Source organism: Thermodesulfobacteriota bacterium (assembly GCA_040753795.1).
Classification (GTDB): domain Bacteria; phylum Desulfobacterota; class Desulfobacteria; order Desulfobacterales; family Desulfosudaceae; genus JBFMDX01.
Genome location: JBFMDX010000001.1, coordinates 566,598 through 589,090 on the forward strand (window position 1 = coordinate 566,598; position 22,493 = coordinate 589,090).

A 22,493-nucleotide genomic window follows, 5' to 3' on the forward strand; every position below is an offset into this window, starting at 1 on the left:
TGTTTTCTTCCTTTCTCGAAAAGTCTTCAGCGGCGGGCCCGCCAGGCATTCAGGGAGCTCCGCAGCAGGTTGGGCGTCAGCCGGGCGCCCAGGGCCACATAGCCTCCGGGCGGTTTCCTGTATTCCTTCACCGGCTCCATTGCTATGGCCCGGGCCTTGTCGCAGGCCACCACGCACTGACCGCAGCCCACGCAGCGCTTCAGGTCATGATGGTGGGTTTTGTTCCGGGTGTCCACGGTGATGGCCCCCATGGGGCAGCGGAGGGCGCATTTGGCGCAGTGGTTGCACGTTTTCATGTCAAACACCGGCAGGTATCGCGGCGGCGCGATCATGGCCGGCATGTTGTACTGGGTGACGGTCTTCATCATATGGCAGCAGCAGCCGCAGCAGGAGCAGGACGAACTGCCGTGCTTGCCGGATTCTTCATTGAAGATCCAGCTGACCAGACCGGCCTGTTCGGCCTGCCGCTTGATCTCCACCGCCTCCTTTTTTTCGATGATCCGCGCCTTCCCGGCCCTGGCCAGAACATTGACAACGCCTTCTCCGAACATCACGCAGTTTTCCAGCGGCCGTCCGCACCCCCGGCCGGCCAGAATTTCGGTCATGCCGCACTGGCACATGGTCACGCCGAAGGTCTTATAGCGGTCCATGATCTCCTCCAGTCGGTCCGAAGGCAGGGCGAGTTGCTGCGCTTCAATGGCGTGATGGGCGGGAAGATACCGCACGGCGGGCAGGTCGTACTTGAGATAATCGGTCAGGTATCCGGTTTCCACCAGGCGCTCGAACAGTTCGGCAAAACGGCGCTGCCAGTCGGACAGATTCTCCATGGACGTGGCCATCATCACCGCCTCGAAGGTGCCGGGCAGAATGGGCATGACCGTGTATTTGCGCTTCGGACCGTCGCCCATGGCCAGGAGAATGAATTTTTCGCGGCTTAAACGGTCCAGGACCTTCCGCGCGTCCTCCACCGGTCGATGACTGGCTTTGGCGGCTTTTTCGGCGGTCATCCGCATCATGGGCTTGAAATGCCGCACGATATCGGCCTCTTCCTCCGTGAACATGTGCATGATCAGATCCATCAGTTCGTCACAGACGGGCGGCCCGGCCAGAAGGGGGCTGGCATAGAGCCTGGCCGTTTCCCGAAAAGCTTCGGCAACGTCCGGGTAGGCGCCGAGAGGTTTGATCCTGAGGCTTTTGGTCAGCGGGGGCTTGGGCCCGACAATGCCCTGGTTGATCTGGATGATGGTGGTGGCCTTTGATTTTTTTTCCGTCATGAAATCCTCTCAAAAGATTAAGGGATAGGGATTAGATCCTGCTTTCCGTGCTTTCTGGGCTATCATCTATAACAGGGCCGGTCCCCGGGTGTCAATGTAATCGCGGGAGCCGGCGGAACGATATTTTTCATGGAAGCGAGGATTGCAAAAAGACCGTTATGTCTGAATTTTTTCGGCCGTTATCCACTCCAGAACATCATCCAGCCTGGAAAGGAAGTAGTAGGGGATGGAACCCAGATAATAGGTTTTACCGGCGTCCGTTGTGACCGTATCCACGCGCGGCGGGCCGGCGTAAACCCTCAAGGCATAGGGATGCGGCGATGCTTCCATGAACAGATTCAGGGATTTCAGGCGTCCGGTTTTGCCGCTCTTTACTTCGATGGGAATGACCATGTCTTTAAAAACGTAGATGAAATCCGTTTCCGCGGCTCCGGTCTCCCGAATCCAGAATTGCAGTGACGGCGCCTGGAAAGACCGGGCCGCGATTTCCTGGGCCGTCACTTGTTCGGCGATCTTGCCCTGATAGACCCGATCCAGGGATTGCTGCTCGAAAAAGGTCGTCAGTCCTGCCCGGAAGTTGACCAGACCGGTATCCAGAAAATAGAGGCGGGGAGCCTTTCGCAGCTTCTCCACGACCGGCAGGCGGGTGGAGACGGAAGGACGGGCTCGGTACACGATCAGGGCCTGCTCCAGCACGTCAAAGGCCGTCTTCATTTCCCGCGACCGGAAAGCCGACTCCCCGAACTTTTCATAGGTGATCCGTTGACCGGCATAAAGCGGCGCCCGGTCGATGACATGAGTCAGGTATTTGGCCGCGGCTAAATTCGAATATTTTTCGACATCCTCGATATAACCCATAAAGATGTCGTCATGAATTTTCCGGGCGGCGGCGTACGAGCCGGATTCCGCGAACGCGGCCAGGGCTTCCGGCATGCCGCCGACAAAGGCATAGGTATTGAAAGCCTCCAGCAGAAGATCGTGATTCGGCGAAGCCGCGAACGGATCCAGGGAAAAAAGATGGCCGGCCAGGACGGAATTTTTCGCCCGCAGATATTCTCCGAAAGTGACCGGGAACAGGAAGAGGTTCCGGACCCGGCCGACGGGAAAGGAGAATCCCTCCCGGTTTGAAAAAACTTCCAGCAGCGACCCGGCGGCGATGACGTGAAGACCGGTGGTGTCTTCATGCAGGTATCGCAGGGAGCGAACCGCTTCCGGTGAATGCTGGATTTCATCGATGAACAGCAGATCCCGGCCCGGAATGATCTCATGCCCCCGGTAAAGACCGATCCGTTCCACCAGCTCCCGGCCGCTGTTCCAGCCTGAAAAAAGCTCCCGCTCCCGTGGCCTTTCCAGGTTCAGCTCGATCAGGTGGTCAAAGCCGCCGGCCAGTTGACGTACCGCAAAGGTTTTCCCCACCTGCCGGGCTCCCCGCAAAACCAGGGGCTTACGGTCGGCGTCTTTTTTCCAGCATTGAAGTTCGGAATCAAGATCACGACTAAAAATCATTTTTGCCACGTCTTAAATATCATATGAATTATTACATTATTTGTTAATAATTTAATCATTTTTATATCATTTCCTGTATCGTATGTCAATAAAATACCATAACAGAATTTTTCTTTAAGCAATTTTATATGCCCGAATTGGGGACAGTATACGAATTTCCGTTCTATTTCCAAATAATAGTCTCCTGCATCGGCCTTAACCCCGCGCTCCCGGCCCGGCCACAAAGCCCCTGCGGCCGGTTGCCCTGCCGCCAGCCGTATCAGGCTATCAGCATCCGGTTCGCCCCCCCCTTTTACAAAAAGCCGTTTGGTGTTACCCTGTTTGAAACACGGGACCACAAGAGCAACCTGTAAACAATAAGGAGAGACAATGTCCGAAAAAACACCCACCGATATTTACCAGGCGCTCCGGGAGAGACTGGACCTGTTTTCCATCGGGTTCCCGGCCACGCCATCGGGCGTGGAGATCACGATTTTAAAGAGACTGTTTTCAGCCGAGGACGCCCGGCTCTTTCTGGAATTATCGCCCCTGCTGGAGCCGGCGGAAACCATTGCCGGCAAACTGGGCTTGCCGGCAGAGGAAACCAGAGCCAGGTTGGCGGACATGGCCGGCCGGGGCCTGCTGTTTTCCAAAGCGCAGGAAGGGACAACGCTTTACGGGGCCACGCCCTTCGTCCACGGCATCTTTGAATATCAGGTCAACCGCATGGACCGGGAACTGGCCAAATTGATGAACCAGTACGGCATGGAAGCCTTCGGCATTAACATGATCCAGAACGCGGGTTCTTTCCTGCGGACCATCCCGGTGCGACAGTCCCTGGGAACGGACCACCAGGTGGCCGCCTATGATGACGCCGTCGAAATCTTAAAGAGCAAAAAAACCATCGTGGTGACCGCATGTATCTGCCGTAAGAAGCAGAACCTGCTCGGCAAGGGCTGCGGAAAAATCGTGGAAGCCTGTTTCATGTTCAACACCATGGCGGAATATTACCTGGCCCATAACCTGGGCCGGCGGATCACCGTTGATGAAGCCGTCGCCATCCTGGAAAAGGCCCGGGAACAGGGGCTTGTCACCCAGCCGGCCACGGCACAGAACCCGGCCGGCATGTGCAATTGCTGCGGGGACTGCTGCGGGGTGCTGCAGGCCATCAACTTCCATCCCAAACCGGCGGAAATCGTCTCCTCCAACCATTATGCCGTATTGGACCGTGACGCCTGCACCGGCTGCGGGACCTGTCTCGACCGGTGCCAGACCAAAGCGCTGACCATGGATGAAGACGGGCTGGCGGCCTTGAATTCGGACCGCTGCATCGGCTGCGGTCTTTGCGTCATCACCTGCCCGTCAGGGGCGCTCTGCCTTGAGGCCAAGGCCACGGAAGACCGCTATCAGCTTCCCAGAGACAGCATGGAGCAGATGGTGGCCATGGCTAAGAAGCGGGGCATCCTTTAGAGATACCCTATAACGTAACCGATCAGGGAAAATATCAACCAATCCGGAAAAGGAATATCCATGGCCATTCGACGTAAAATGAAAGACAGGTACCGCCGTTTTCCCTGGCTTTCGGATTTCGCGGGCATGAAAAGCGCCATCGGCGAGATGCGCGGGCTCGGTTTCCCCCGACAGCCGCCGTTAAACAGGCCGGCAGGGTCGCCGTCCCGGGCGCCGGCGTTTGACGAGGCCTGGTTCACCGGTGAAATAACGCGCCAGATCGCCGGCCATCCTGAAAACCGCCTGGAATACCCCTATGCCGCGGAACCCATCTTCGACGAACCCCTGGTGGGCTTTGTCCGGGGCGATGACCCGATCTTTCAGGCGTTTAAATCCATCATCGGGCCCCATCATTTTACGCCGATGGAGATCATGGCCTGGCAGGCCAGGAAGAACCATGTGACGCCCCCGCCGGCGGAAGAGCTGTCGGTGGTCTCCTATGTCATGCCCATAACCCGGGCGACCAAACAGCAGAACGCCGAATGCGCCGAGTGGCCGGCGGAACGCTGGGCCCAGACCCGGCTGTCCGGCGAGATCTTCAGCCAGGAATTCACCCGGGAAATTGTTGCTTTCCTGATGCAAAACGGGGTCCTGGCCATCGCGCCGGATGTCACCCCGCTGTTTAACAAAAAGCGCTATCCCCGTGTAGGCTGGGCCTCGCCCTGGTCCCACCGGCATATCGCTTATGCCGCCGGCCTGGGCACATTCGGCATGCACGATTTTTTAATTACGGAAAAGGGGTGCGCTCACCGGCTGGGCAGTTTCGTGGTGCACCGGCCGCTTCAGCCGAACCGCCGGCGGCCTGACGACATCCATGCCTACTGCCTTCAATACCAGGGCCGGCAGTGCCTCATGTGCGCCAGACGGTGCCCGGTCGGCGCCATCAGCGAGGACAACGCCCATGACAAGGAAACCTGCTATAAACACGTGGCCCGCTCACTGAAATACTGCCTGAAAAACTACCATATTTTTATTTACGGCTGCGGCCTCTGCGCCACCAGAGTGCCCTGTGAATCCGGGATACCGGCCGCCCTGAAAAACAAGGGAGAATAAAGGATGGTAAACGCTGAAATCGTAAAAAAAATGATCAGGGATGAAGGCGTAGACCTGGTGGGCATCGCGGATGCCCAAAACCTGATCCTGGCCTATCCGCCCCGGCCGGCCACGGCGCTGATGCCGGGCGCCAGAAGCGTGATTGTCATGGCCGTGGCCCACAGCCTGGGCGCGGTGGTCGCGCCGGACATCATGCTCTGGACCCGCAGCAAAATGCAGACCTCGCGGCTCCTGGACCAGACGGCGGAGAAGGTCGGCCGGTGGCTGGAAGCCGAAGGCTTTCTGACCCTGCCGGTTTCATCCGACAAGCCGGTTGAAATTCACAAGCGAGACCCCGCGACCGGCAGAAAATTTGTCCAGACGAGAGTGGTCGGCCACCTGTCGCATAAACACGCGGCCGTCAGCTGCGGCCTGGGCGAGATCGGCGCCAGCAACCTGCTGCTGACACCGGAATTCGGCCCGCACCAGCGGCTGTGCGCCATTATCACCCAGGCTCCCCTTGAGGCCGATCCGCCGCGGGAATTGAACTTGTGCAAAAAATGCGGCAGATGCGACAACGCCTGCCCGTCCGGCGCGTTGAAAGACGGCCAGTATAATGTCGACCCCTGCTTCAACTACTGGACCTATGGCTTCAAACGCCCGCTGCCCCGGAAACTGCGCGACGTGCCGGGGTTTTTAAAAATGCTGGCCGGCCACAACAAACACCGGGACCTTCTGATTGAATCCGGCCAGTCATACATTACGGACGTGGACAACTGCATCGAATGCATGCGGGCCTGCCCGGTGGGCAGTCACTGGAAAAACATCCGGCCGGAACGGATGGTGCCGCAGAAATCCGGCGGGACAACCTGTTAAATTTGCCTTTTCCATTTTTCAGAGGACGGGGTGATGCTGACCTTCAGGACCAAACTGATTCTGTTCGCGCTGCTGTTGACGTTGATCGCGTCCGTTCCCGCCGTGATCCTCCTGGGACAGCGCCCCTGGGATGAACTGCGGCGGATGATCGCTCAAAGCGAGATGCTCCTGTCCAGTGTCCGGGCGGCCGTTCCGGAAGCGGACCTGGCCGCCGTCAACGCGTTTGTGCTGGAAGCAGTCCGATCGGTTCCGGAACATGCCGTCGGCATGGGAACGCCGCTGGATGAAACGGCGCCGGAAGACTTCACGGCCCTGGCGCCGGGGATGGCCTTTTACCTGCTGCTGGATCTGGACCGGCTGCCGCCGGGAAAGGAAATCCGGGAGATATTCGCCGAAGCAAAGGTGAATTACGCGGATTTTGATTATGCGCTTCTTTCGGCCTGGTATGACTTCTGGATGGATCAATTCGTCCGTCGGCCGGAAACGCTGGCGGCTTTTCGCCGTACCCGCGATATCCTGGTGAAAACGGCTACGGCCGCGGAGGAGAACGGGCTGGCGGTCGTCGACCTTTACCTGATGCTTGACGTGGACGCGATCGATGCCGGATATTTCGCGCGCAATCTGGCCTACGTGCTGGAGAGCCTGCCCTGCTGGGACGCGGTGTTCCCGGGGCAACCGTTTGATATGGTCAAAAACAATTCTGAAAGCTGGCGGACTTCCTATCACCCCGCGCGGGGGGGCCGGCCGGGTTATCACCACAACCGGATTCATGATCCGGAGAACGGGTACCTGCCCGAATTCGACACCGATGAATGGGGTTCCTGGTTCACGGTGTGGCTGGCACCCGAACCCCTGGGTGCCAACCCGGCCGTATTCACCCTGTTTAACGTTGATTTTGATGCCGGCGCGGTCGTGGCCATGATGCGGCGCATTGCCGTCGGACTGATTTTCGGGGCGGTTCTGGTCCTCCTGCTGCTGATTGTCACGGCTTCGGTGATCAGCCGGCGACTGACCAGGCCGATACGGGATCTCACCGCCGGCGTGGACGCGGTCATGGCCAGGCGCTTTGATCACCGGGTCCCCTGTGAAACCGGAGATGAATTCCGGCATCTCATCGAGGTGTTCAACCGCATGATTCTGTCGGTCAAGCACATGGTCAACCTCAAGGACGCCCTGACCCGGATCCTCTCCGAGGAACTGGCCGAACGGGCGGCGGAGAAAGGGCTCACCCTGGGCGGTCAGCAGGTGGAATGTTCGGTGATGTTCACGGACTTCGCCGGTTTTTCGACGCTGACCAGTCATATGCCGGCGGAAAAGGTGGTCGGCCTGCTCAATCACTATTTCGAGGCGCTGATTCCCATCATCAAGAAGTGGGGCGGTTTCCCGGACAAGTATATCGGGGATGCCATTGTCGCCATTTTCGGGGCGCCGATTCAACTGGACGATCATGCCGAGCGGGCGGTCCGCTGCGCGGTGGAGATGCAGCGGAAAATGCGAGAGTTGAACCGGATGCTGGATGAACGGGGCGAAGCGTTCTTTTTTATGCGCATCGGCATCAATACCGGTGAGGTGGTGGTGGGCGCCATCGGTTGCGATTTAAAGCTGGAGTTCACTTCCATCGGCGAGGCCACCAATCTGGCCAACCGCATGGAAAGCGTCTGCCCCATCGGGCATGTCATGATATCGGCGGCCACCATGGACCGGTGCCGGGGGCGCCTCCCGGACGGCGTGACCATGCCGGAGACGCCGGAGGAGGTCATGGTAAAGGGTTATGAAAAGGGTGTATCCGCCTATCCGATCTGGATCGACGGCTTGAGAATCGAGAAACTGCCGGCCGCGGAGAACGCCCGGGATTTTTACCGATTGAGCCGGGAAGAATAGCCGCTGTCCGTTAGGGCAGGGACTGCAGGCAGGCCAGGTCGCAGTTCTGAAACATGGCCACGTCCATCTCTTCTTCGATGTAGCGCAGGTCCTCGGCCAGCATGCAATCGGCGGTCCGTCCGCGGAACAGCCGCTTGTAGGCGGCGAACAGCCGCGGTTTTTTGGCGCCCAGCTCGGCGGCCACTTGCACCGCCCGGTCTATGACATTGTCCGTGTCCGCCAGTTCGTCCACCATGCCGGCGGCCAGGGCTTCCGGTCCGTCGAATTTACGGCCGGACAGAAACGCCAGGTCGGTCCGGCGGGTACCGATCACGTAGTTGACCATGGCCAGGCACCCGGACGGCGGAATAATGGCGACATCGATTTCCGGAAAAGTGCAGACCGCCTTTTCCTTGCGCATGACCCGGTAGTCCAGGCACATGGAAAAGGCCAGGGCGCTGGCCACGGCATGTCCGTTGATGGCCGCCACCATGGGTTTGGGAAACAGAAAGACCCGGTGAAAGAAGGTGAACAGATCCTTGAAGAACCGCTTGATGCCGTCCGTTTCCAGGCCCATGACATAGGCAAGGTCCATGCCGGCGGAAAAGAACTGCCCGGACGCGCCGGCCACCACCACGCCCCGCACGGCCTCGTCGGTATCGATATGGTCCAGGGCGGCATTCAACTGCCGCAGGATTTCGCTGTTAAAACAGTTTTCCGTGTTGTTGTCCATCTGCAGGACGGTAATCTCTTTTCTGTTGTCGATTCTGATCGGCATCTTTCCCCTCCTTGCAACCAGAGCAGGTTTGACGGTTTGCGTTTATCCGTAAAGTCCGTGCGTCAGCTTCAGCGCGACAATTCCTTTATAATGGCCTGACGGATTTTGTCGATGGTGTAAGGTTTTTCGATAAAACCTCCTGCCCCCATTCCCATGGCGGCGGCCATATCACCCGTCTGGGAATATCCGCTGATAATGATGGCCCTCTGCCCGGGAACTTTTTCCAGGATCAGTTCGTATGTTTCGCGGCCGTTTATGCCATGGGACAGAAGCATATCAAGCAGGATCAGGTCGAAAGACTGCGCTTGGACAATCTCCACGGCTTCCCTGCCGCCTTGAACCGCGGACGGCGCGTAGCCCAGCGTTTTGAGAATCTCGCACAGCAGTTCCCTTTGTAGCGGGTCATCGTCCACCACCAGAATGCGCTGTCCGCGGCCATTGCAGGTATTGCAGGGGGTGATTTTCATTTCATTTTTCCCGGGTCCTTCGCTTGCCGGGAAAAAACATTCAAAGCGGGTGCCCTGTTCATTGCTGGCGATGTTGATATGACCCTGGTGATCCTGGATGATGTTCCATACAATTGTCAGCCCCAGTCCGGTTCCGCTTTTCCCCATGATTTTGGTTGAATAAAACGGCTCGAAGATCCGCTCCAGATGGTCCGGGGAAATACCGGGGCCGTTGTCGGAAACCGTCAGGACCACATATGCTCCTTTTTCGATCTGATCGTAACCGGACAGAGCGCCGTACAGGCGAAGATTCTTCGTGGAAATGGCGATCTGCCCATTCCCGTCCACGGCTTCCACGGCATTGATGACAAGATTCATCATCAGCTTGAACATGCTGATTTTCGAGGCGGTGATATGTTTGAGGCCGGGATCAAGGTCGGTTCGGATCTGAATACCGGGGGCGGTATTTCGGATGGAGATAAATTCGGGGGTCAGAAAAAAATCGTCAATCATGTCGTTTAATACGATGGCGATTTTCTCCGAAGCCACCCCCCTGGCGACGCTCATCAGATCTTTGACCACGGCGGCCGCCCGTTCCGCGGCCCCACGGATAATTTCCAGGCCTCTTCTTGTTTTTTCGGAAAGCGAGGCGTCCATCAGCAGCAGTTCCGGATAGGACAGAACACCGGTCAGGATATTATTCAAATCGTGGGCCACGCCGCCGGCCAGAAGCCCAAGGGCCTCCATCTTTTTCATGCGGTACACTTTTTCCTGCAGGTCTTTTATTTCCGCGATGGATGCCTTGATGTCATCCGTCATCATTTTCACGGCGATGGTGAGCGCGTCCAGATCGTCATTCCGGTCCGACAGGGCAAGGCTGTCTTCATAATCGCCCCGGGCGATCCGCATCGTATGCCGGATCAGTTGATCAATTCGTTCTTTTTCGCTTTTATCCATAGGGTTTCGGTAGAGGGCGATGGCCGCGGGTTATTGACGAATAAGCCACTCCAAGGCCTCTTTTCGGTTCTTAAAAAACTTCATGTTGCGGTTTTTCGAAATACCCATGACAAAGGAAGCAATGACCATGGCCACCGTATGCATGCCGAACAGGGCGACTTTCCGGCATTTGCCGGTTTCAGTAAAAGCCTTGAACAGCTGCCTCGATTTGGAAGACGTTTTTCCCGCGCGGTTGAGGTCGATCAGCAGGTCAATCTGACCATCGACATTATCAACCAGCCGATTAATCCTGCGGTCGATCTCAGTGCCCATCTCATCATCAACATCGCCATTCAACGTAACATGGAAAATGTTATCGTCGCCGAGCAGGTAGTGATTTTCCCCCGCCCGGAATTCCCGATCGCTGATTTGATTGATCGTGAAATCCTTGCCCATCCGTACAAACCCATTTGTTTTTATTTTAATGTTAAGATTTTATCGGCCAGTCTGGCGGCGGTTTCCGCATCCAGGAGAAGACCCGCGGAAATCTTAACCCCCATTGCCAAAACCGGTTTGTCGGAAACAGAAACGGTATCAGGGGTTTTACCGACACATTGCCTTTGTCGGGGCCGGTGGCGAAGACGACAAAAGCTCCCTGGCCCCGGCCGGAGTAAACAAGGTCTTTTCCAACGTCGATCTTATCGTTTTTGATAAAGTCAAGGTCGTCATGCCCGAAACTGATCGTAACTTCTATGCCATTAGTTGTCCTAACCGCACCTTGTTTTGTCAACATTGCTGTAACGTTTTGTGCTGTTGATCGTATTAAAATAAGGATAAAGGGGCAAGAATCTGCTTATAAAGTAATTTTCATAACAAGATCAGGCTTGTTTGTCAATTTTTTCAAGCTGCCTTGTGTCCACCCTGCGGCTGCAAAAATATTGATCCGCAAGCATGGCGCTGCTATATGTAAAAAAAGGGGAATTATCTTTATCTTAAATGATGAGGTAAGTTGTGGATGATCAAGCAAAGCGGGCGTCAACTTTCGAAGTGTTGGTGACCCCGTTTATGCCCATATTATTCAAAGCAGCCTGGCGGCTGACGGGAAGATCGGACGAGGCTGAAGATCTGGTTCAGCAGGTGCTGGTCAAGCTTTATCCCAAAACGGAGGAGATGCAGGCTATTGAGCACCTGGGGCCGTGGCTGAAAAAAGTACTTTACCGCGAATTTGTCGACGGGTGGCGGAAAAAGTCCAGGCGGCCGGAACACTACCTGTCGGACAGCCGGAACGATGTCAGCGCCCTTCAGGCGGAAGAAGATAACCCGGAAACGTTGGCGGAAAGGGCCTCGGATCATCAACGGGTTCGGGAGGCGCTTGATGCCTTGAAAGGGTCGGATCGTACCCTGATCATCATGCATTTGATCGAAGGCTATACTGTGGGAGAAATGCAGGAATTTTTTCATGCCCCGGCGGAAACCATAAAGACCCGTCTCCGGCGTGCCAGAAACCACCTGAAAAAATTTCTGATGCAATGACCCCGTTTTTAATTTTTTTACGTTTAAACAAGTAAAGGGCGTGAAAATGGATTGCAAGGACATCCGGGAGAAAATCCGTGAGACAGTCGCGAACAACGGGGCCGCAGAAAATGATAAAGCGCTGGCCCGGCATATTGGAGAGTGTGAACTGTGCCGCCAATTTTATACGGATTTAATACTTGACCGGCAATTATGCCGGGCCCTGGAAGAAATGCCGGTGCCGGAGCCGTCTCCGGATTTCGTGGCCAGGGCGATGCGGCATGCTGTCTCCTGCAATCGTTTAAAGCCCCGGAGATCGCTTGCGATGGGAGCCGTTGCCGCCTTGATCATTGCCGTTTTTGTTCCGCTGATGATGAAAAGTTTGAAACTGACGGAGCCGGTAGCGGATGTCGTTATTCCCGTAGGCGGAGAAAAAACGGTGCAAATCATGATTCAGGCGGCCGCTCCGAGAACGAATGTGACCCTGTCCATAGCGCTCGCCGGCGATGTGGCGCTAAAGAATTTTCCAAATCAGCACGGCCTTCAATGGCAGGCTGATCTCGATCAAGGCGACAACCTTTTGGCCCTTCCCCTTTTACTGAAAGATCGGGCCGGAGGCGACGTGAAAGTCCGGTATCAATATAATGGGACCGAAAAAGAGGTCCGAATTAAGGTCAGGGCCGAAACGAACGGCCCGGCGCATACCTAAGGGAGGGCAAGATGAAACACAGAAAAATGATGGCAACCGGTTTGATAATAGTGCTTGGATTATTTTACAACGGCTATATTTACGCTCAAGGGACAGTCAATACCGGCAATAATAATGCCGGGGAAGACACCATGAGAGTTGTGGATGAAAGCCAGCGGCCCGAAGATATTGTCAATCAGATCGCCTTGCCGGCAGGCGGCTCCCAGACCTTAGATGAAAACACAGATTCGGAGATGGGGGAGACCCGTCAGATTCGGGAGCAGAACAGAGAGCGAGTCCAGGGAGAAACCCAACAGAACAGTTTCATGGATCAGACCCGGGAGCGGGCAATGGATCAGACCCAGGACCAGTTAATGGAGCAGACCCGGGAGCAGGCAATGGATCAGACCCAGGACCAGTTAATGGAGCAGACCCGAGAACAGGTAATGGATCAGACCCGAGAACAGGTAATGGATCAGACCCAGGACCAGTTAATGGAGCAGACCCGAGAACAGGCAATGGATCAATATGAAGATCGGATAGCGGATCAGGCCGGACGGCAGAGCGAGACCCAAGGCCAATATCAATCTGGGGAAAATGGTAACCGCTGATGATCCGACTATTAGTGAAGCTGTCGATGCCCTTATTGCTGCTGCTGTTGTTTCCGATGTTGGCAATAGCCGATGAAACAGAACCTTATCAGACCGGGTTGGAAGCGTTTAATGCGGGAAATTATGATCAGGCCTTGACCTGTTTTAACCAGGCACTGGCCCGGGGAAACCGCTCCCCGGGCCTCTACTACAATCTCGGAGTGACCGGTTACAAAACCGGGCGATATGATCAGGCGGCCAACGCGTTCGAGCGCTTGACCAAAGACCCGGCCTGGAGGGCGCTTGCATTATACAACCTCGGCCTCATTGCCGAAGCCCGGGGCCAACGGGAAGCCGCTTTCAATTTTTATTCAACAGCACAGCAGATGGGGAGCGATTCCCGTCTCGCCGTTCTGGCGGGGCTGAAGTTAAAAACCTTAACGCCTGAGGTGGAAGGTCCGCATAAGGTGCGGCCCTGGTATGGCTTGATTTCCGCGGGAGCGGGATATGACGATAATGCGATGCTCGCTCCGGACGATACTTTTGAAGGAACGAACGGAGAAGAAGACGGCTTTGTCGAACTATATGCCGCCGGTGGCCGGTATTTATCCGGCGGCTGGGATAACGGCATCCGTCTGGATGGCGGTTTATACGCCCGGGGCTATGCGAATGAATCGGATTACAATGCCGCCACAGTGTTTGCCGGTATAACCCGGGACCGACAGCATACCCAATGGAAAACCCGCGCCGGCCTTGCGGTGAATGCCGACTTTGACGACGAGGGCCATTATGCCACCAACCCCTCTCTGGATCTGGTGGCGGAAAAAAGTTTCGCGACGCATTACAGGTTCAAAAGCTATAACACCCTGTACTGGGTCGAGGCTAATGACGACTATGATTATTTAACAGGTGTGAAAGACAGGTGCGGTATCCAGATAGCGTTACGGCTGCCTCGAATTCGTGTGTCTACGGGATGTGAAGTCGAATACAATGACAGGGATGATCTCTATGCCGGAGATGAGTTTTTCAGTTATTCGCCCTTTCGCGGCAAGGTCGATGCCGCGCTTGATCTCAAGTTAACCAGCAAGTGGCGGGCTCTGCTGAAGGGGGCGTACCGTAAAAGCATATATCCGGATGCCAACATTCAGGTTGTCGATGACGCCTCAATTACCCGGAAAAAACGCGAGGACGACCGTTGGAACTTCTCTCTGCGCGGTGAATATGCCCTCACGGACATCCTGGATCTTTTCGGGGAATATCGCCACACGGATAATGATTCTAACATTTCGAGCAATTCCTATACCTGCAACCAGATAGTCGGGGGGCTGTCGGTCAGCTATTAGGGGTACAGACTGGTTTAGTGTTGACGCTGTTATCAAGCCGCCAATAAAATTTTTGAAAGTCTTTCCAAGCCGGACAAATCCATATTCAAATCAAAAAAGCCGGATCAGCCCTTGTCGCAGGGCCTGATCCGGCTTTTGTTTAGAGGTTATTACCCGACTTGATCGGGTAATCCAGTATCAATCCAGATGCTTCATTTTTATCCTGGATCCAATGGTCGGAGGATGACGAACGGGTTATTAGTCACACAGCTCAAACAGCCCGGCCGCGCCCATGCCGCCGCCGATGCACATGGACTCCACCCCGTACTTGACGCCCTTGGCCTGCATATTGGCCAGCAGGGTGGCGCAGAGCTTGGCGCCGGTGCAGCCCAGGGGATGGCCCAGGGCGATGGCGCCGCCGTTGATGTTGACCCGGTCCATGCTGATGCCCAGTTCCCGGACGCAGTAAATGGCCTGGGAGGCGAAGGCCTCGTTGATTTCCCACAGGCCGATGTCGTCGACCTTGAGGCCGGCCTTGTCCAGCAGCTTGGGAATGGCGTAACGCGGTCCCACGCCCATCTCATCCGAGCGGCAGCCCACGGTGGTGTAAAGCTTGAGCTTGGCAATGGGCTTGAGGCCCAGTTCCCGGACTTTGTTCTCGCTCATGATGATGGTGGCGGCGGCACCGTCGGTGGTCTGGGAGGAGTTGCCGGCCGTGACCGAGCCGGTGGCGGAAAAAGCCGGCCTCACTTTGGCCAGCCCCTCGATGGTGGTCTCCGGTCGGATGCCGTCGTCAAAGCTCTGGATAAAGGTCTCTTTTTTGAAGGTGCCGTCGGCCTGTTTGACGAACCTGGTGGCCGGGGTGGGCACGATTTCCGTGAACAGGTTTTCGGCTTTGGCTTTGGACGCTTTCATCTGGGACTGATAGGCGAACTCGTCCTGCTGCTGCCGGGAGATGCCGTAGCGGTTGGCCACGTTCTCGGCGGTGATGCCCATGGACACGTAGTAGTCGGCCCGCACTTTGGACCAGTCCGGATGAGGCCGGGGCATGTTGCCGCCCATGGGCACGTAGGTCATGGATTCCACGCCGCCGCCGATGGTGACGTCCGACCAGCCGGACATGACCCTCAGGGAGGCCAGGGCGATGGCTTCCAGACCGGACGAGCAGAAGCGGTTGACCGTGGCGCCGGAAACCTGGTCCGGGAACCCGGCCATCTGCACGGCGATGCGGCCGATGTTGAGGCCCTGTTCCGCCTCGGGGAACGAGCAGCCCAGCATCAGGTCGTCCACATCTTTTTTGTCAAGCCCCGGGGTTTTCTCCATGGCGGCATTTAAGATGAAGCTGATCAGGTCCTCGGGACGGGTGTCCTTGAGGGCGCCTCTTCTGTTCTTGCAGCCGGGTGTTCTGACCGATGTAACAATATATGCGTCTCTCATGAGTCTATCCTCCTTAGTTGCGAAGCGGTTTGCCGGTTTTGAGCATGTGGTCGATGCGGGCCATGGTCTTTTCCTGCTTGAGAAATTCGATGAACATCTTTCTCTCCAGGTTGAGGATGGCCTGCTCATCCACTTCGCTGTTGGTCCGGGCGTCGCCGCCGGCGATGACGTAGGCGATGTTTTTCGCCAGGTAAGCGTCGTACTCGCTGACATAGCCGCCGTTCTGCATGTTGAAGATTTCGGCGTTGACCATGCCCCAGGCGGCCTCACCCACCACTTTCAGTGGCCTTTTCTGCGGAGTCACGTAGCCGTCCGCCAGCATCCGCAGGACTTCCTTCTTGGCTTCACCGATGAGGTTGTCGCGGTTGAAGACGATGCGGTCCTTGGGGCCGAGGAAGCCGTTGGCCCGGGCTTCGGCGGCCGACATGGACACCTTGGCCATGGCGATGGCCATGAAGGTGGGGATGAAGAACTTGCCCAGTTCCGCGTCCTTGACCGGCGCGGGAATGCCGCAGGTCATTTTTTTCCACAGGTTCATGCAGCCGGTGCCGGCGGGCAGGACGCCGACGCCGATCTCCACCAGGCCCATGAACAGCTCGGAGTGGGCCACGATGCGGTCGGCTCCCAGGCAGACTTCGCAGCCGCCGCCCAGGGTCATGCCGTAGGGCGCGGCCACCACCGGAAAGTGCGAGTAGCGCTCGCGCTGGATGGCCTGCTGCAGGGAGTCGATCATCTGGTCGATGGCGTCAAACTGCTTGGCCTCCACGGCCCGGGTGATTTCTTTTAAATCCGCGCCGGCGGAAAAAGCGCCGGGCATGCCGCCGGCCTGGTTGCCGATGACCAGCCCCGCGCCGTTCTTGTCCACGTAATCCAGGGATTTGTGGATGAAGTCGATCAGCTCGGTGTTGAGCGCGTTCATCTTGGTGTGGAATTCGCAGCAGAACACGCCGTCGCCCAGGTCCACCAGGGAGGCGGAGGGGCAGGCCTTGACTTCCATCTTGGTGTTCTTGAGGACCGTCAGGGACACGGCGTCCGGGCTCACGGCCACGGGCTTGTAGGACTTGGACGAAAAGTCGTAGTATTTCACCACGCCTTTTTCGGTCTTGTAGAAGGTCTTGTTGCCGGCGTCCACCATCTTCTTGATCTTGGCCGGCACTTTCATCTTTTCCTTGATCATCCGGTCCACGGATTTTTTCAGGCCGATGGCGTCCCAGGTCTCAAAGGGGCCCATCTCGAAGTTGTAGCCCCACTTCATGGCGTTGTCGATCTCGACGATGGTGTCGGAGATCTCCGGCACCCGGTTGGCGGCGTAGATCAGGCCGCTGGCCACCACCTTCCAGGCGTATTCCGCGCCCTTGTCCTTGCCGAAGACCACGGCCTTCATCTTGTCGGCCAGGGTCTTCTTGGTCTTGGCCTCGGCCATGCAGGGAAACTCGACGTCGCCGTAGGCCTCGTATTCCAGGGTGGCGGGATTGATGACCTGGCGGATTTTCTTGCCGTCCGGGCCTTTGTCGGTCTTGTAGAAACCGGCCCGGGTCTTGTTGCCCAGGAGTTTTTTCTCGATCATGCCGGCCACGAAATCCGGGGCCGCGAAATCGCCGCGGGCCTCGTCGTCCTTGACCAGGTCGTAGGTGTTTTTGGCCACGTGGCTCATGGTGTCCAGGCCGACCAGGTCGGTGGTCTTGAACATGGCGGTCTTGGGCCGGCCCATGACCGGTCCGAACAGGGCGTCGGCCTCGGGAATGGTCAGGCCCATCTCCAGCATGAGCTGCATGGCCTTGATGATGCCCTGGACGCCGATGCGGTTGCCGATGAAGTTGGGGGTGTCCTTGGCCCAGACAATACCCTTGCCCAGCCGCTTTTCCCCGAATTCGGCCATGAAATCCAGAACTTCCGGCAGGGTCGCCTCGCCCGGGATGATTTCCAGCAGGTGCATGTAGCGCACCGGGTTGAAGAAATGGGTGCCCAGAAAATGCTCGCGGAACTCCTTGCCCAGGCCCGCCGACATGGCTTTGAGCGGGATGCCCGAGGTGTTGGAAGAGACGATGCTGCCTTTTTTGCGCACCGTTGCGATGCGCTTGAACAGCTCTTTTTTGATCTTCAGGTTTTCCACCACCACTTCGATGATCCAGTCGCAATCGGCCAGCTTGTCAAAATCGTCTTCCATGTTGCCGATGGAGATCAGGGCGGCGTCTTCCGCCTGCATCAATGCCGCCGGACGGGACATTAAAATGGTGTCATAACCGGCCTTTACGATCCGGTTGCGGGCGGCCGGATCTTTTTTCTCGGCGTCGGTCAGGTTGAAGGGGACGATGTCCAGCAGCAGCGTTTTGACGCCGGCGCTGGCCAGCAGCGCGGCGATGCCGCCTCCCATGACCCCTGAACCGATCACGGCGGCCTGTTTGATTTTTCTGCTCATAAAATTCCTCCTGATGTTGATATTGTTCTGATTGTTATATAAATTTCACGGCATTACCGGATGGCCGGCCGTGCCGGAATTGCCAAACCAACAGATTACATAACTTTACCGGAAGTTCAATAAAAATTATTGACCCTGTTCCGGTCGGGTGTTATAAAACTAAAATTTTCAATCACAGGGAGGAGTGGCCGAGCGGTTGAAGGCGGCGGTCTTGAAAACCGTTGAGCGAAAGCTCCGTGGGTTCGAATCCTACCTCCTCCGCCAGGTCGCAAATCCGCATGCGGAGAGATGGCCGAGTAGGTCGAAGGCGCTCGCCTGCTAAGCGAGTGTGCGGTGAAAGCTGCACCATGGGTTCGAATCCCATTCTCTCCGCCATTTTTATTTTTAAGGCGTGTAATTTCAGATAATTAGAAAATTGTATTTCCAGGATATGCCATAAGGTATGCCATAAAACAAAGTGCTGTGGTGCCTTTTTAGCCCGTCCCTTTTCGAGCTATTTTACCTTAACCGGTAAGAACACGCATCGGCAATCTTCACATGCTGGAATCAAGTAAAGGGCTTGATCAAGCGGGTACGGGCCTTCTCTTGCCAGCTTTTTACATTCTTCACACACATCATCATCTTCCATCGTTATCCACTCTGCCATAACGTCGATTTTATCAATATTCCAGTTCTTATAATTCTTTATCAGTTCTTTATGATGGGGCTGAATAAGCCCTGGCCGCCCCATAGCTTCGGTCCGCCGCATCCCGGCAACAAAACGCTTGTTAATTTCCTGCATCGGGACTTCCGGTAATAGCCCGGCCACAATCTTTGTGATTTTATCTTCAACAACTGCCCGGCTGACTCCCGGCTCTAAAACTTTCGATGCAAGGGATTTTCCAATAAGCAAGCTGGTGCTATCGCCTGTGACTTGTTTCTCGCCGGAGACAAGCGATTTACTATTTTCATCTTTGACAGCTCTGCCAAGCAGCATATTCAATATTCCCTTAATTTTGCCAATCTTTTTCATGCTCCCCCCTTATTGTAGCGTTATGGGTCTATCAAGCCCCTGTCCTGTCCATGGCGTATATTACGCTTTGTCATCTTCATAAACAACTTTGATCAACACCTCTCCTGAAGACTCCGGCTTTCCCGTGAACATGCCCAGGTGTTTCCCCAGCAGCTCAAGACCTTTCAACGTCGCGCCGAAATTGTTTGACGCTTCAGCCTTTGAGATAACCCGCATAATATCCATAACGACTTGATCCGCTGTAATTTGCGTTCGTTGCTGCTGCTCTGTTTGTGCTCTCTCTATGGCCTTTTTAATTACAAGTTTTTGCATGTTCTCTTGACCTATGCGGCCGGCCGTTTTTTTTGAGTATCCGGCCCGGATCGCCGCTTGCGTTGCGTTCAGGTCAATCAGATACTCATTGACAAATTTTTGTTGCTTGGCTGTGAGTTTTGTCTCTTGCATACTCACTCCTTTTGTTGCGGTGTCTGGCTTTCATTGTGCTGGATGATCCGATTCCGGCCCCAGGTCCTGGAGTAGTCGTTTTATAATAACTCCGCCCCTGACAACATCGGCCGGAACAATATCTTTTTTCGTTTAATGGAGTTAGTTCTCATCTCTTTTCCCTGTCCGGTTTTTGTCCGGTTTTCTGTCCGGTTCCGTACGATTTGTCCGATTTGGTCCGTCCGTCCTGTCCGGTTTTTCTTTAGAAAACCGGACGGACAGGACACCGGACAGCCGGACGTTAAACCTGGTAAACATGGTTGTCCTTCACGTGAAATTGTCCCTTTACTTCGTGAAATCTGTTGCGTGGAATACCCGCTTGGATACAGGCGGATTTCCAGGCATCGAATAAAACACCATCGACACCCTCGGACAATTCGTCATACAGGCGGTCAAGTTCGGCTTTTGCGGTTTTCTGCCATTTGCCGGATTTCGGTTTACAGATTGACGGTGGCTTGAAGTCTACCAGATCCAGGACGGCGGACGTTATCGGCTCGCTATCTTCATCAACCATGCCCAGGTCAACCGTCCTGATCTGGAAGGCCATAGGGTCCGGGCGTTCGTGTTCCTTTATCTTCGAACAATACAGGCGGACGGTTCCGAAGGGATCAACTTCTAATCGGTATTCGGCATCAAGCGCACCCTTTAGCGCCATCGACCCCCGGCCCCTGGACTTGTCGCCATGGCCGGTATGGTGGATCAACAGGATTGCCGCCCTGGTCTGTTCGCGGATCATGTCAACCGCCGATATAAAGGCCGTCATATCCTTGGTGCTGTTTTCATCACCCGGCCCGAAGTTACGCGCCACGGTATCAACTATGATCAAAACAGGGGTTCCGTCTTTTTCCGAGACGGTGTTGATAGCATCCAGGACGGTTTTTAAAAACTCGGCATCCGATAACGCCGCGTTGCCGGTTGAAACAAAAACTGGGGCATCTTTTAAACTTACCTGATGCCTGATTTCCCAGGCCGTAAAGCGCCGCCGTAAACCGTTCCAACCTTCGCCAGCGATATAAACAACAGGCCCCTGTTTAACAGGCATTCCATGAAAGGATATCCCGGCGGATACGCATCCAGCAAGATCGATAGATAGAAGGGATTTGCAACTTTCCGGATCGCCATAGAATTGCGCTAAGCTGTCAACTTCGATAAAGCGCTTAACCAACCAGTCCGGCCGTCGGGTTTCGATTTCTGATAGACGTATCAAGCTAAATCCGCCGAGCTCTTTTTTCTCTGGCTCCGGCTGATAGGTCCGGGCATTGTCGGCGATATACTGATTGATCCGTTTCGCGTCCCATCCTTCGACCTCGGCGTCGGCCAGGTCCCAGCCTTTTACAGCATCTGCCGGTGGCGTCACCACGGCCACGGTCGCGGCCCCTGCCTGAATTGCGGCCTGTTTGACGGCCTCTGCGGCCTCCCTGCCTGGTTCGTCGGCGTCCGGCCATATAAACACCAACCGCCCGTTTATTTTCGTCCAGTCGCCCTTTGAGACGGCTTTACAGCCGCCCGGCCAGGTGATGACGGTCCAGTCATCGCCCAGCAGACGGGATGCCGCATCACAAGCTTTTTCGCCTTCGACAACAACAACAGGCTTTCCCGGATTACTGGCCAGCTTATCTATATTGTATAATGTCCGTGGCTGCGGTGCTGCCCCTGATTTCCATCGGTCTCCATCTTTTTTGAAAAAAGGAATAACGATTTTATCTTTACCGTCATCATACCGGGCAACGTAGCCGATAACATCGCCGGTCGCATTTTTATACTCCCATGAAGCTGTGAAAGATTTATCACTCCATTGCCCAGGAACCCCCTGCGGTCTTGAAGTGTCAGAACGGTGGTCGTCAGATGGCCATAAGCCGCGCGATTTCAAGGATGCAACAACTTCATTCTGTGGGCACCCGGCCTGACACTTTACGAGCAATTTACCGCTTTTGACAGCTATCGAAAGGGACGGGTTTTTATCATCGTGGCATGGACAATGACACATTGCCCCGGTGCCGCTCTGCTTACCGCCAAGCCCTTTGATCATGTTGTCAATTATGGCTGGATTTAAGGCTTTCTCAAGCATAAAGCACCTCCCGGCTACTGCACCCCTCGGGAGCAACTTTCCGCCTGCCAGATGCCTCTATACGGCCCGTATCAGCCTTTAAATTTGAAATTCTGAAATGATGCAGAGGACAGTCCGACAGATGGCACCGCCGGACCTCAAGCCGCTGCCCTGCAACACACCATCCACAAAAATCACGGATGGCCTTATCTCTGGCCTTTGGTGACTGTTTGCCTCTGCCTGTCCTGAAATGATGGAGAGCACATCCTTGCCGCGTACAGTCTCGGACCTCATCCCGGATGCCCCCGGAACAGTCCGCGCACCTTGCCTTGATGGCCTGCCGTCTGTTGAGTTTTACAGGAGAGATTTCTTGACTGGATGAAACGGTGTTGATATATTTTTTTTTGTAAACTTCTCTTATTACTCCGGCTGTGGCTGGCAGGCCATGGCCGGAGACAAGCCCGGCGTTATTCATGACGCCCTCCTTTCCGGAGAGCGCTCTCCCTCCCATTTTTCCAAATTACACAACCGCCACCGGGTACAGCCTGAAGACAGCTTTACCGGAGCCGGAAAGTTGCCCTCCCGGACCCACCTCCATACTGTACCGCGATCAACACCATAACGTTCTCCCACTTGCCGATCTGACAAAAACAGATTCTCCATTGGAGACCTCCTTTGTCAGGCCACAAAAAAGCCTGACCGCTAAAGACGAGAATACCCGTCCATGCAGCCAGGCTGATTAGGTGAGCAGAGTCAGATTTTGCCTGACCCCAACCTATCTCACCAC

19 protein-coding genes and 2 tRNA genes are annotated in these 22,493 nt (G+C 55.6%); 10 read left to right on the plus strand and 11 right to left on the minus strand.

Annotation, left to right across the window (positions count from 1 at the left end; translation table 11 throughout):
• Positions 1 to 26: 26 nt before the first annotated feature.
• Complete coding sequence (locus AB1724_02460) at positions 27 to 1,274, minus strand: 4Fe-4S dicluster domain-containing protein (protein ID MEW6076656.1); 1,248 nt, start codon at positions 1,272 to 1,274, stop codon at positions 27 to 29.
• Positions 1,275 to 1,430: 156 nt separating this feature from the next.
• Positions 1,431 to 2,780, minus strand: coding sequence for an AAA family ATPase (locus AB1724_02465; GenBank protein ID MEW6076657.1), 1,350 nt, complete (start codon positions 2,778 to 2,780; stop codon positions 1,431 to 1,433).
• Between the two features lie 369 nt (positions 2,781 to 3,149).
• Between AB1724_02465 and AB1724_02470 the strand changes: the two genes are divergently transcribed.
• The 4 genes from AB1724_02470 to AB1724_02485 are packed head-to-tail and all read left to right on the plus strand — an operon-like array spanning position 3,150 to position 8,057.
• On the plus strand, positions 3,150 to 4,229 hold the full coding sequence (locus AB1724_02470; protein MEW6076658.1) for a 4Fe-4S dicluster domain-containing protein: 1,080 nt from the start codon (positions 3,150 to 3,152) through the stop codon (positions 4,227 to 4,229).
• Positions 4,230 to 4,289: 60 nt separating this feature from the next.
• Entirely contained in the window at positions 4,290 to 5,321 is a 1,032-nt protein-coding gene (locus AB1724_02475; GenBank protein ID MEW6076659.1) for an epoxyqueuosine reductase, read from the plus strand.
• Between the two features lie 3 nt (positions 5,322 to 5,324).
• Entirely contained in the window at positions 5,325 to 6,176 is an 852-nt protein-coding gene (locus AB1724_02480; GenBank protein MEW6076660.1) for a hypothetical protein, read from the plus strand.
• A gap of 33 nt (positions 6,177 to 6,209) precedes the next feature.
• Positions 6,210 to 8,057, plus strand: coding sequence for an adenylate/guanylate cyclase domain-containing protein (locus tag AB1724_02485; GenBank protein MEW6076661.1), 1,848 nt, complete (start codon positions 6,210 to 6,212; stop codon positions 8,055 to 8,057).
• A gap of 10 nt (positions 8,058 to 8,067) precedes the next feature.
• Here the strand turns inward: AB1724_02485 and AB1724_02490 are convergent, their stop codons facing one another.
• The 3 genes from AB1724_02490 to AB1724_02500 all read right to left on the minus strand — a co-directional run bounded on the left by AB1724_02490 (position 8,068) and on the right by AB1724_02500 (position 10,652).
• Positions 8,068 to 8,814, minus strand: a complete 747-nt coding sequence (locus tag AB1724_02490) for an enoyl-CoA hydratase/isomerase family protein (GenBank protein MEW6076662.1) — start codon at positions 8,812 to 8,814, stop codon at positions 8,068 to 8,070.
• Between the two features lie 68 nt (positions 8,815 to 8,882).
• Positions 8,883 to 10,217: a response regulator gene (locus AB1724_02495; protein ID MEW6076663.1), complete on the minus strand. Its 1,335-nt coding sequence runs from the start codon at positions 10,215 to 10,217 to the stop codon at positions 8,883 to 8,885.
• A 30-nt stretch (positions 10,218 to 10,247) separates the two neighbouring features.
• The gene (locus AB1724_02500) at positions 10,248 to 10,652 is read right to left on the minus strand and encodes an STAS/SEC14 domain-containing protein (GenBank protein MEW6076664.1); all 405 of its coding nucleotides are present in this window, start codon (positions 10,650 to 10,652) and stop codon (positions 10,248 to 10,250) included.
• A 597-nt stretch (positions 10,653 to 11,249) separates the two neighbouring features.
• Between AB1724_02500 and AB1724_02505 the strand changes: the two genes are divergently transcribed.
• From AB1724_02505 to AB1724_02520, 4 genes are read left to right on the plus strand one after another with little or no spacing between them, the layout of a single operon-like run.
• Entirely contained in the window at positions 11,250 to 11,729 is a 480-nt protein-coding gene (locus AB1724_02505) for an RNA polymerase sigma factor (GenBank protein ID MEW6076665.1), read from the plus strand.
• Positions 11,730 to 11,775: 46 nt separating this feature from the next.
• Positions 11,776 to 12,417, plus strand: coding sequence for a hypothetical protein (locus AB1724_02510; protein MEW6076666.1), 642 nt, complete (start codon positions 11,776 to 11,778; stop codon positions 12,415 to 12,417).
• A gap of 11 nt (positions 12,418 to 12,428) precedes the next feature.
• Positions 12,429 to 13,007 (plus strand): hypothetical protein, encoded by a 579-nt coding sequence (locus tag AB1724_02515; GenBank protein ID MEW6076667.1) that lies wholly within the window; start codon positions 12,429 to 12,431, stop codon positions 13,005 to 13,007.
• The gene (locus AB1724_02520; GenBank protein ID MEW6076668.1) at positions 13,007 to 14,329 is read left to right on the plus strand and encodes a tetratricopeptide repeat protein; all 1,323 of its coding nucleotides are present in this window, start codon (positions 13,007 to 13,009) and stop codon (positions 14,327 to 14,329) included. The genes AB1724_02515 and AB1724_02520 overlap by 1 nt, the downstream gene beginning before the upstream one ends.
• 237 nt (positions 14,330 to 14,566) lie before the next feature.
• On the opposite strand, the gene AB1724_02525 is transcribed toward AB1724_02520, so the two are convergent.
• Both AB1724_02525 and AB1724_02530 read right to left on the minus strand, forming a co-directional pair.
• A complete protein-coding gene (locus AB1724_02525; GenBank protein ID MEW6076669.1) occupies positions 14,567 to 15,745 on the minus strand; it encodes a thiolase family protein in 1,179 nt (392 codons plus the stop codon).
• 13 nt (positions 15,746 to 15,758) lie between these two features.
• Entirely contained in the window at positions 15,759 to 18,164 is a 2,406-nt protein-coding gene (locus AB1724_02530) for a 3-hydroxyacyl-CoA dehydrogenase NAD-binding domain-containing protein (protein MEW6076670.1), read from the minus strand.
• 178 nt (positions 18,165 to 18,342) lie between these two features.
• Here AB1724_02530 and AB1724_02535 point away from each other — a divergent pair.
• Positions 18,343 to 18,428: transfer RNA gene (locus AB1724_02535), tRNA-Ser, on the plus strand.
• Positions 18,429 to 18,446: 18 nt separating this feature from the next.
• A tRNA-Ser gene (locus AB1724_02540) sits at positions 18,447 to 18,539 on the plus strand.
• 118 nt (positions 18,540 to 18,657) lie between these two features.
• Here AB1724_02540 and AB1724_02545 read toward each other — a convergent pair.
• From AB1724_02545 to AB1724_02560, 4 genes are all read right to left on the minus strand, one after another.
• Positions 18,658 to 19,176 carry a hypothetical protein gene (locus tag AB1724_02545; protein ID MEW6076671.1) on the minus strand — a complete coding sequence of 173 codons (519 nt, stop codon included), beginning with the start codon at positions 19,174 to 19,176 and terminating at the stop codon, positions 18,658 to 18,660.
• Between the two features lie 60 nt (positions 19,177 to 19,236).
• On the minus strand, positions 19,237 to 19,620 hold the full coding sequence (locus AB1724_02550; protein MEW6076672.1) for a terminase small subunit: 384 nt from the start codon (positions 19,618 to 19,620) through the stop codon (positions 19,237 to 19,239).
• 280 nt (positions 19,621 to 19,900) lie between these two features.
• On the minus strand, positions 19,901 to 21,727 hold the full coding sequence (locus AB1724_02555) for an AAA family ATPase (GenBank protein ID MEW6076673.1): 1,827 nt from the start codon (positions 21,725 to 21,727) through the stop codon (positions 19,901 to 19,903).
• Between the two features lie 450 nt (positions 21,728 to 22,177).
• Positions 22,178 to 22,369: an AlpA family phage regulatory protein gene (locus AB1724_02560; protein MEW6076674.1), complete on the minus strand. Its 192-nt coding sequence runs from the start codon at positions 22,367 to 22,369 to the stop codon at positions 22,178 to 22,180.
• Positions 22,370 to 22,493 lie beyond the last annotated feature (124 nt).

Bases quoted from the DNA above. Each gene is read 5' to 3' on its own strand.
- AB1724_02470 (MEW6076658.1), top strand. From the start codon at position 3,150: ATGTCCGAAAAAACACCCACCGATATTTACCAGGCGCTCCGGGAGAGA.
- AB1724_02490 (MEW6076662.1), bottom strand. From the start codon at position 8,814: ATGCCGATCAGAATCGACAACAGAAAAGAGATTACCGTCCTGCAGATG.
- AB1724_02515 (MEW6076667.1), top strand. From the start codon at position 12,429: ATGAAACACAGAAAAATGATGGCAACCGGTTTGATAATAGTGCTTGGA.
- AB1724_02460 (MEW6076656.1), bottom strand. From the start codon at position 1,274: ATGACGGAAAAAAAATCAAAGGCCACCACCATCATCCAGATCAACCAG.
- AB1724_02510 (MEW6076666.1), top strand. From the start codon at position 11,776: ATGGATTGCAAGGACATCCGGGAGAAAATCCGTGAGACAGTCGCGAAC.
- AB1724_02495 (MEW6076663.1), bottom strand. From the start codon at position 10,217: ATGGATAAAAGCGAAAAAGAACGAATTGATCAACTGATCCGGCATACG.
- AB1724_02485 (MEW6076661.1), top strand. From the start codon at position 6,210: ATGCTGACCTTCAGGACCAAACTGATTCTGTTCGCGCTGCTGTTGACG.
- AB1724_02480 (MEW6076660.1), top strand. From the start codon at position 5,325: ATGGTAAACGCTGAAATCGTAAAAAAAATGATCAGGGATGAAGGCGTA.
- AB1724_02475 (MEW6076659.1), top strand. From the start codon at position 4,290: ATGGCCATTCGACGTAAAATGAAAGACAGGTACCGCCGTTTTCCCTGG.
- AB1724_02545 (MEW6076671.1), bottom strand. From the start codon at position 19,176: ATGAAAAAGATTGGCAAAATTAAGGGAATATTGAATATGCTGCTTGGC.
- AB1724_02550 (MEW6076672.1), bottom strand. From the start codon at position 19,620: ATGCAAGAGACAAAACTCACAGCCAAGCAACAAAAATTTGTCAATGAG.
- AB1724_02500 (MEW6076664.1), bottom strand. From the start codon at position 10,652: ATGGGCAAGGATTTCACGATCAATCAAATCAGCGATCGGGAATTCCGG.
- AB1724_02555 (MEW6076673.1), bottom strand. From the start codon at position 21,727: ATGCTTGAGAAAGCCTTAAATCCAGCCATAATTGACAACATGATCAAA.
- AB1724_02525 (MEW6076669.1), bottom strand. From the start codon at position 15,745: ATGAGAGACGCATATATTGTTACATCGGTCAGAACACCCGGCTGCAAG.
- AB1724_02465 (MEW6076657.1), bottom strand. From the start codon at position 2,780: ATGATTTTTAGTCGTGATCTTGATTCCGAACTTCAATGCTGGAAAAAA.
- AB1724_02530 (MEW6076670.1), bottom strand. From the start codon at position 18,164: ATGAGCAGAAAAATCAAACAGGCCGCCGTGATCGGTTCAGGGGTCATG.
- AB1724_02520 (MEW6076668.1), top strand. From the start codon at position 13,007: ATGATCCGACTATTAGTGAAGCTGTCGATGCCCTTATTGCTGCTGCTG.
- AB1724_02560 (MEW6076674.1), bottom strand. From the start codon at position 22,369: ATGGAGAATCTGTTTTTGTCAGATCGGCAAGTGGGAGAACGTTATGGT.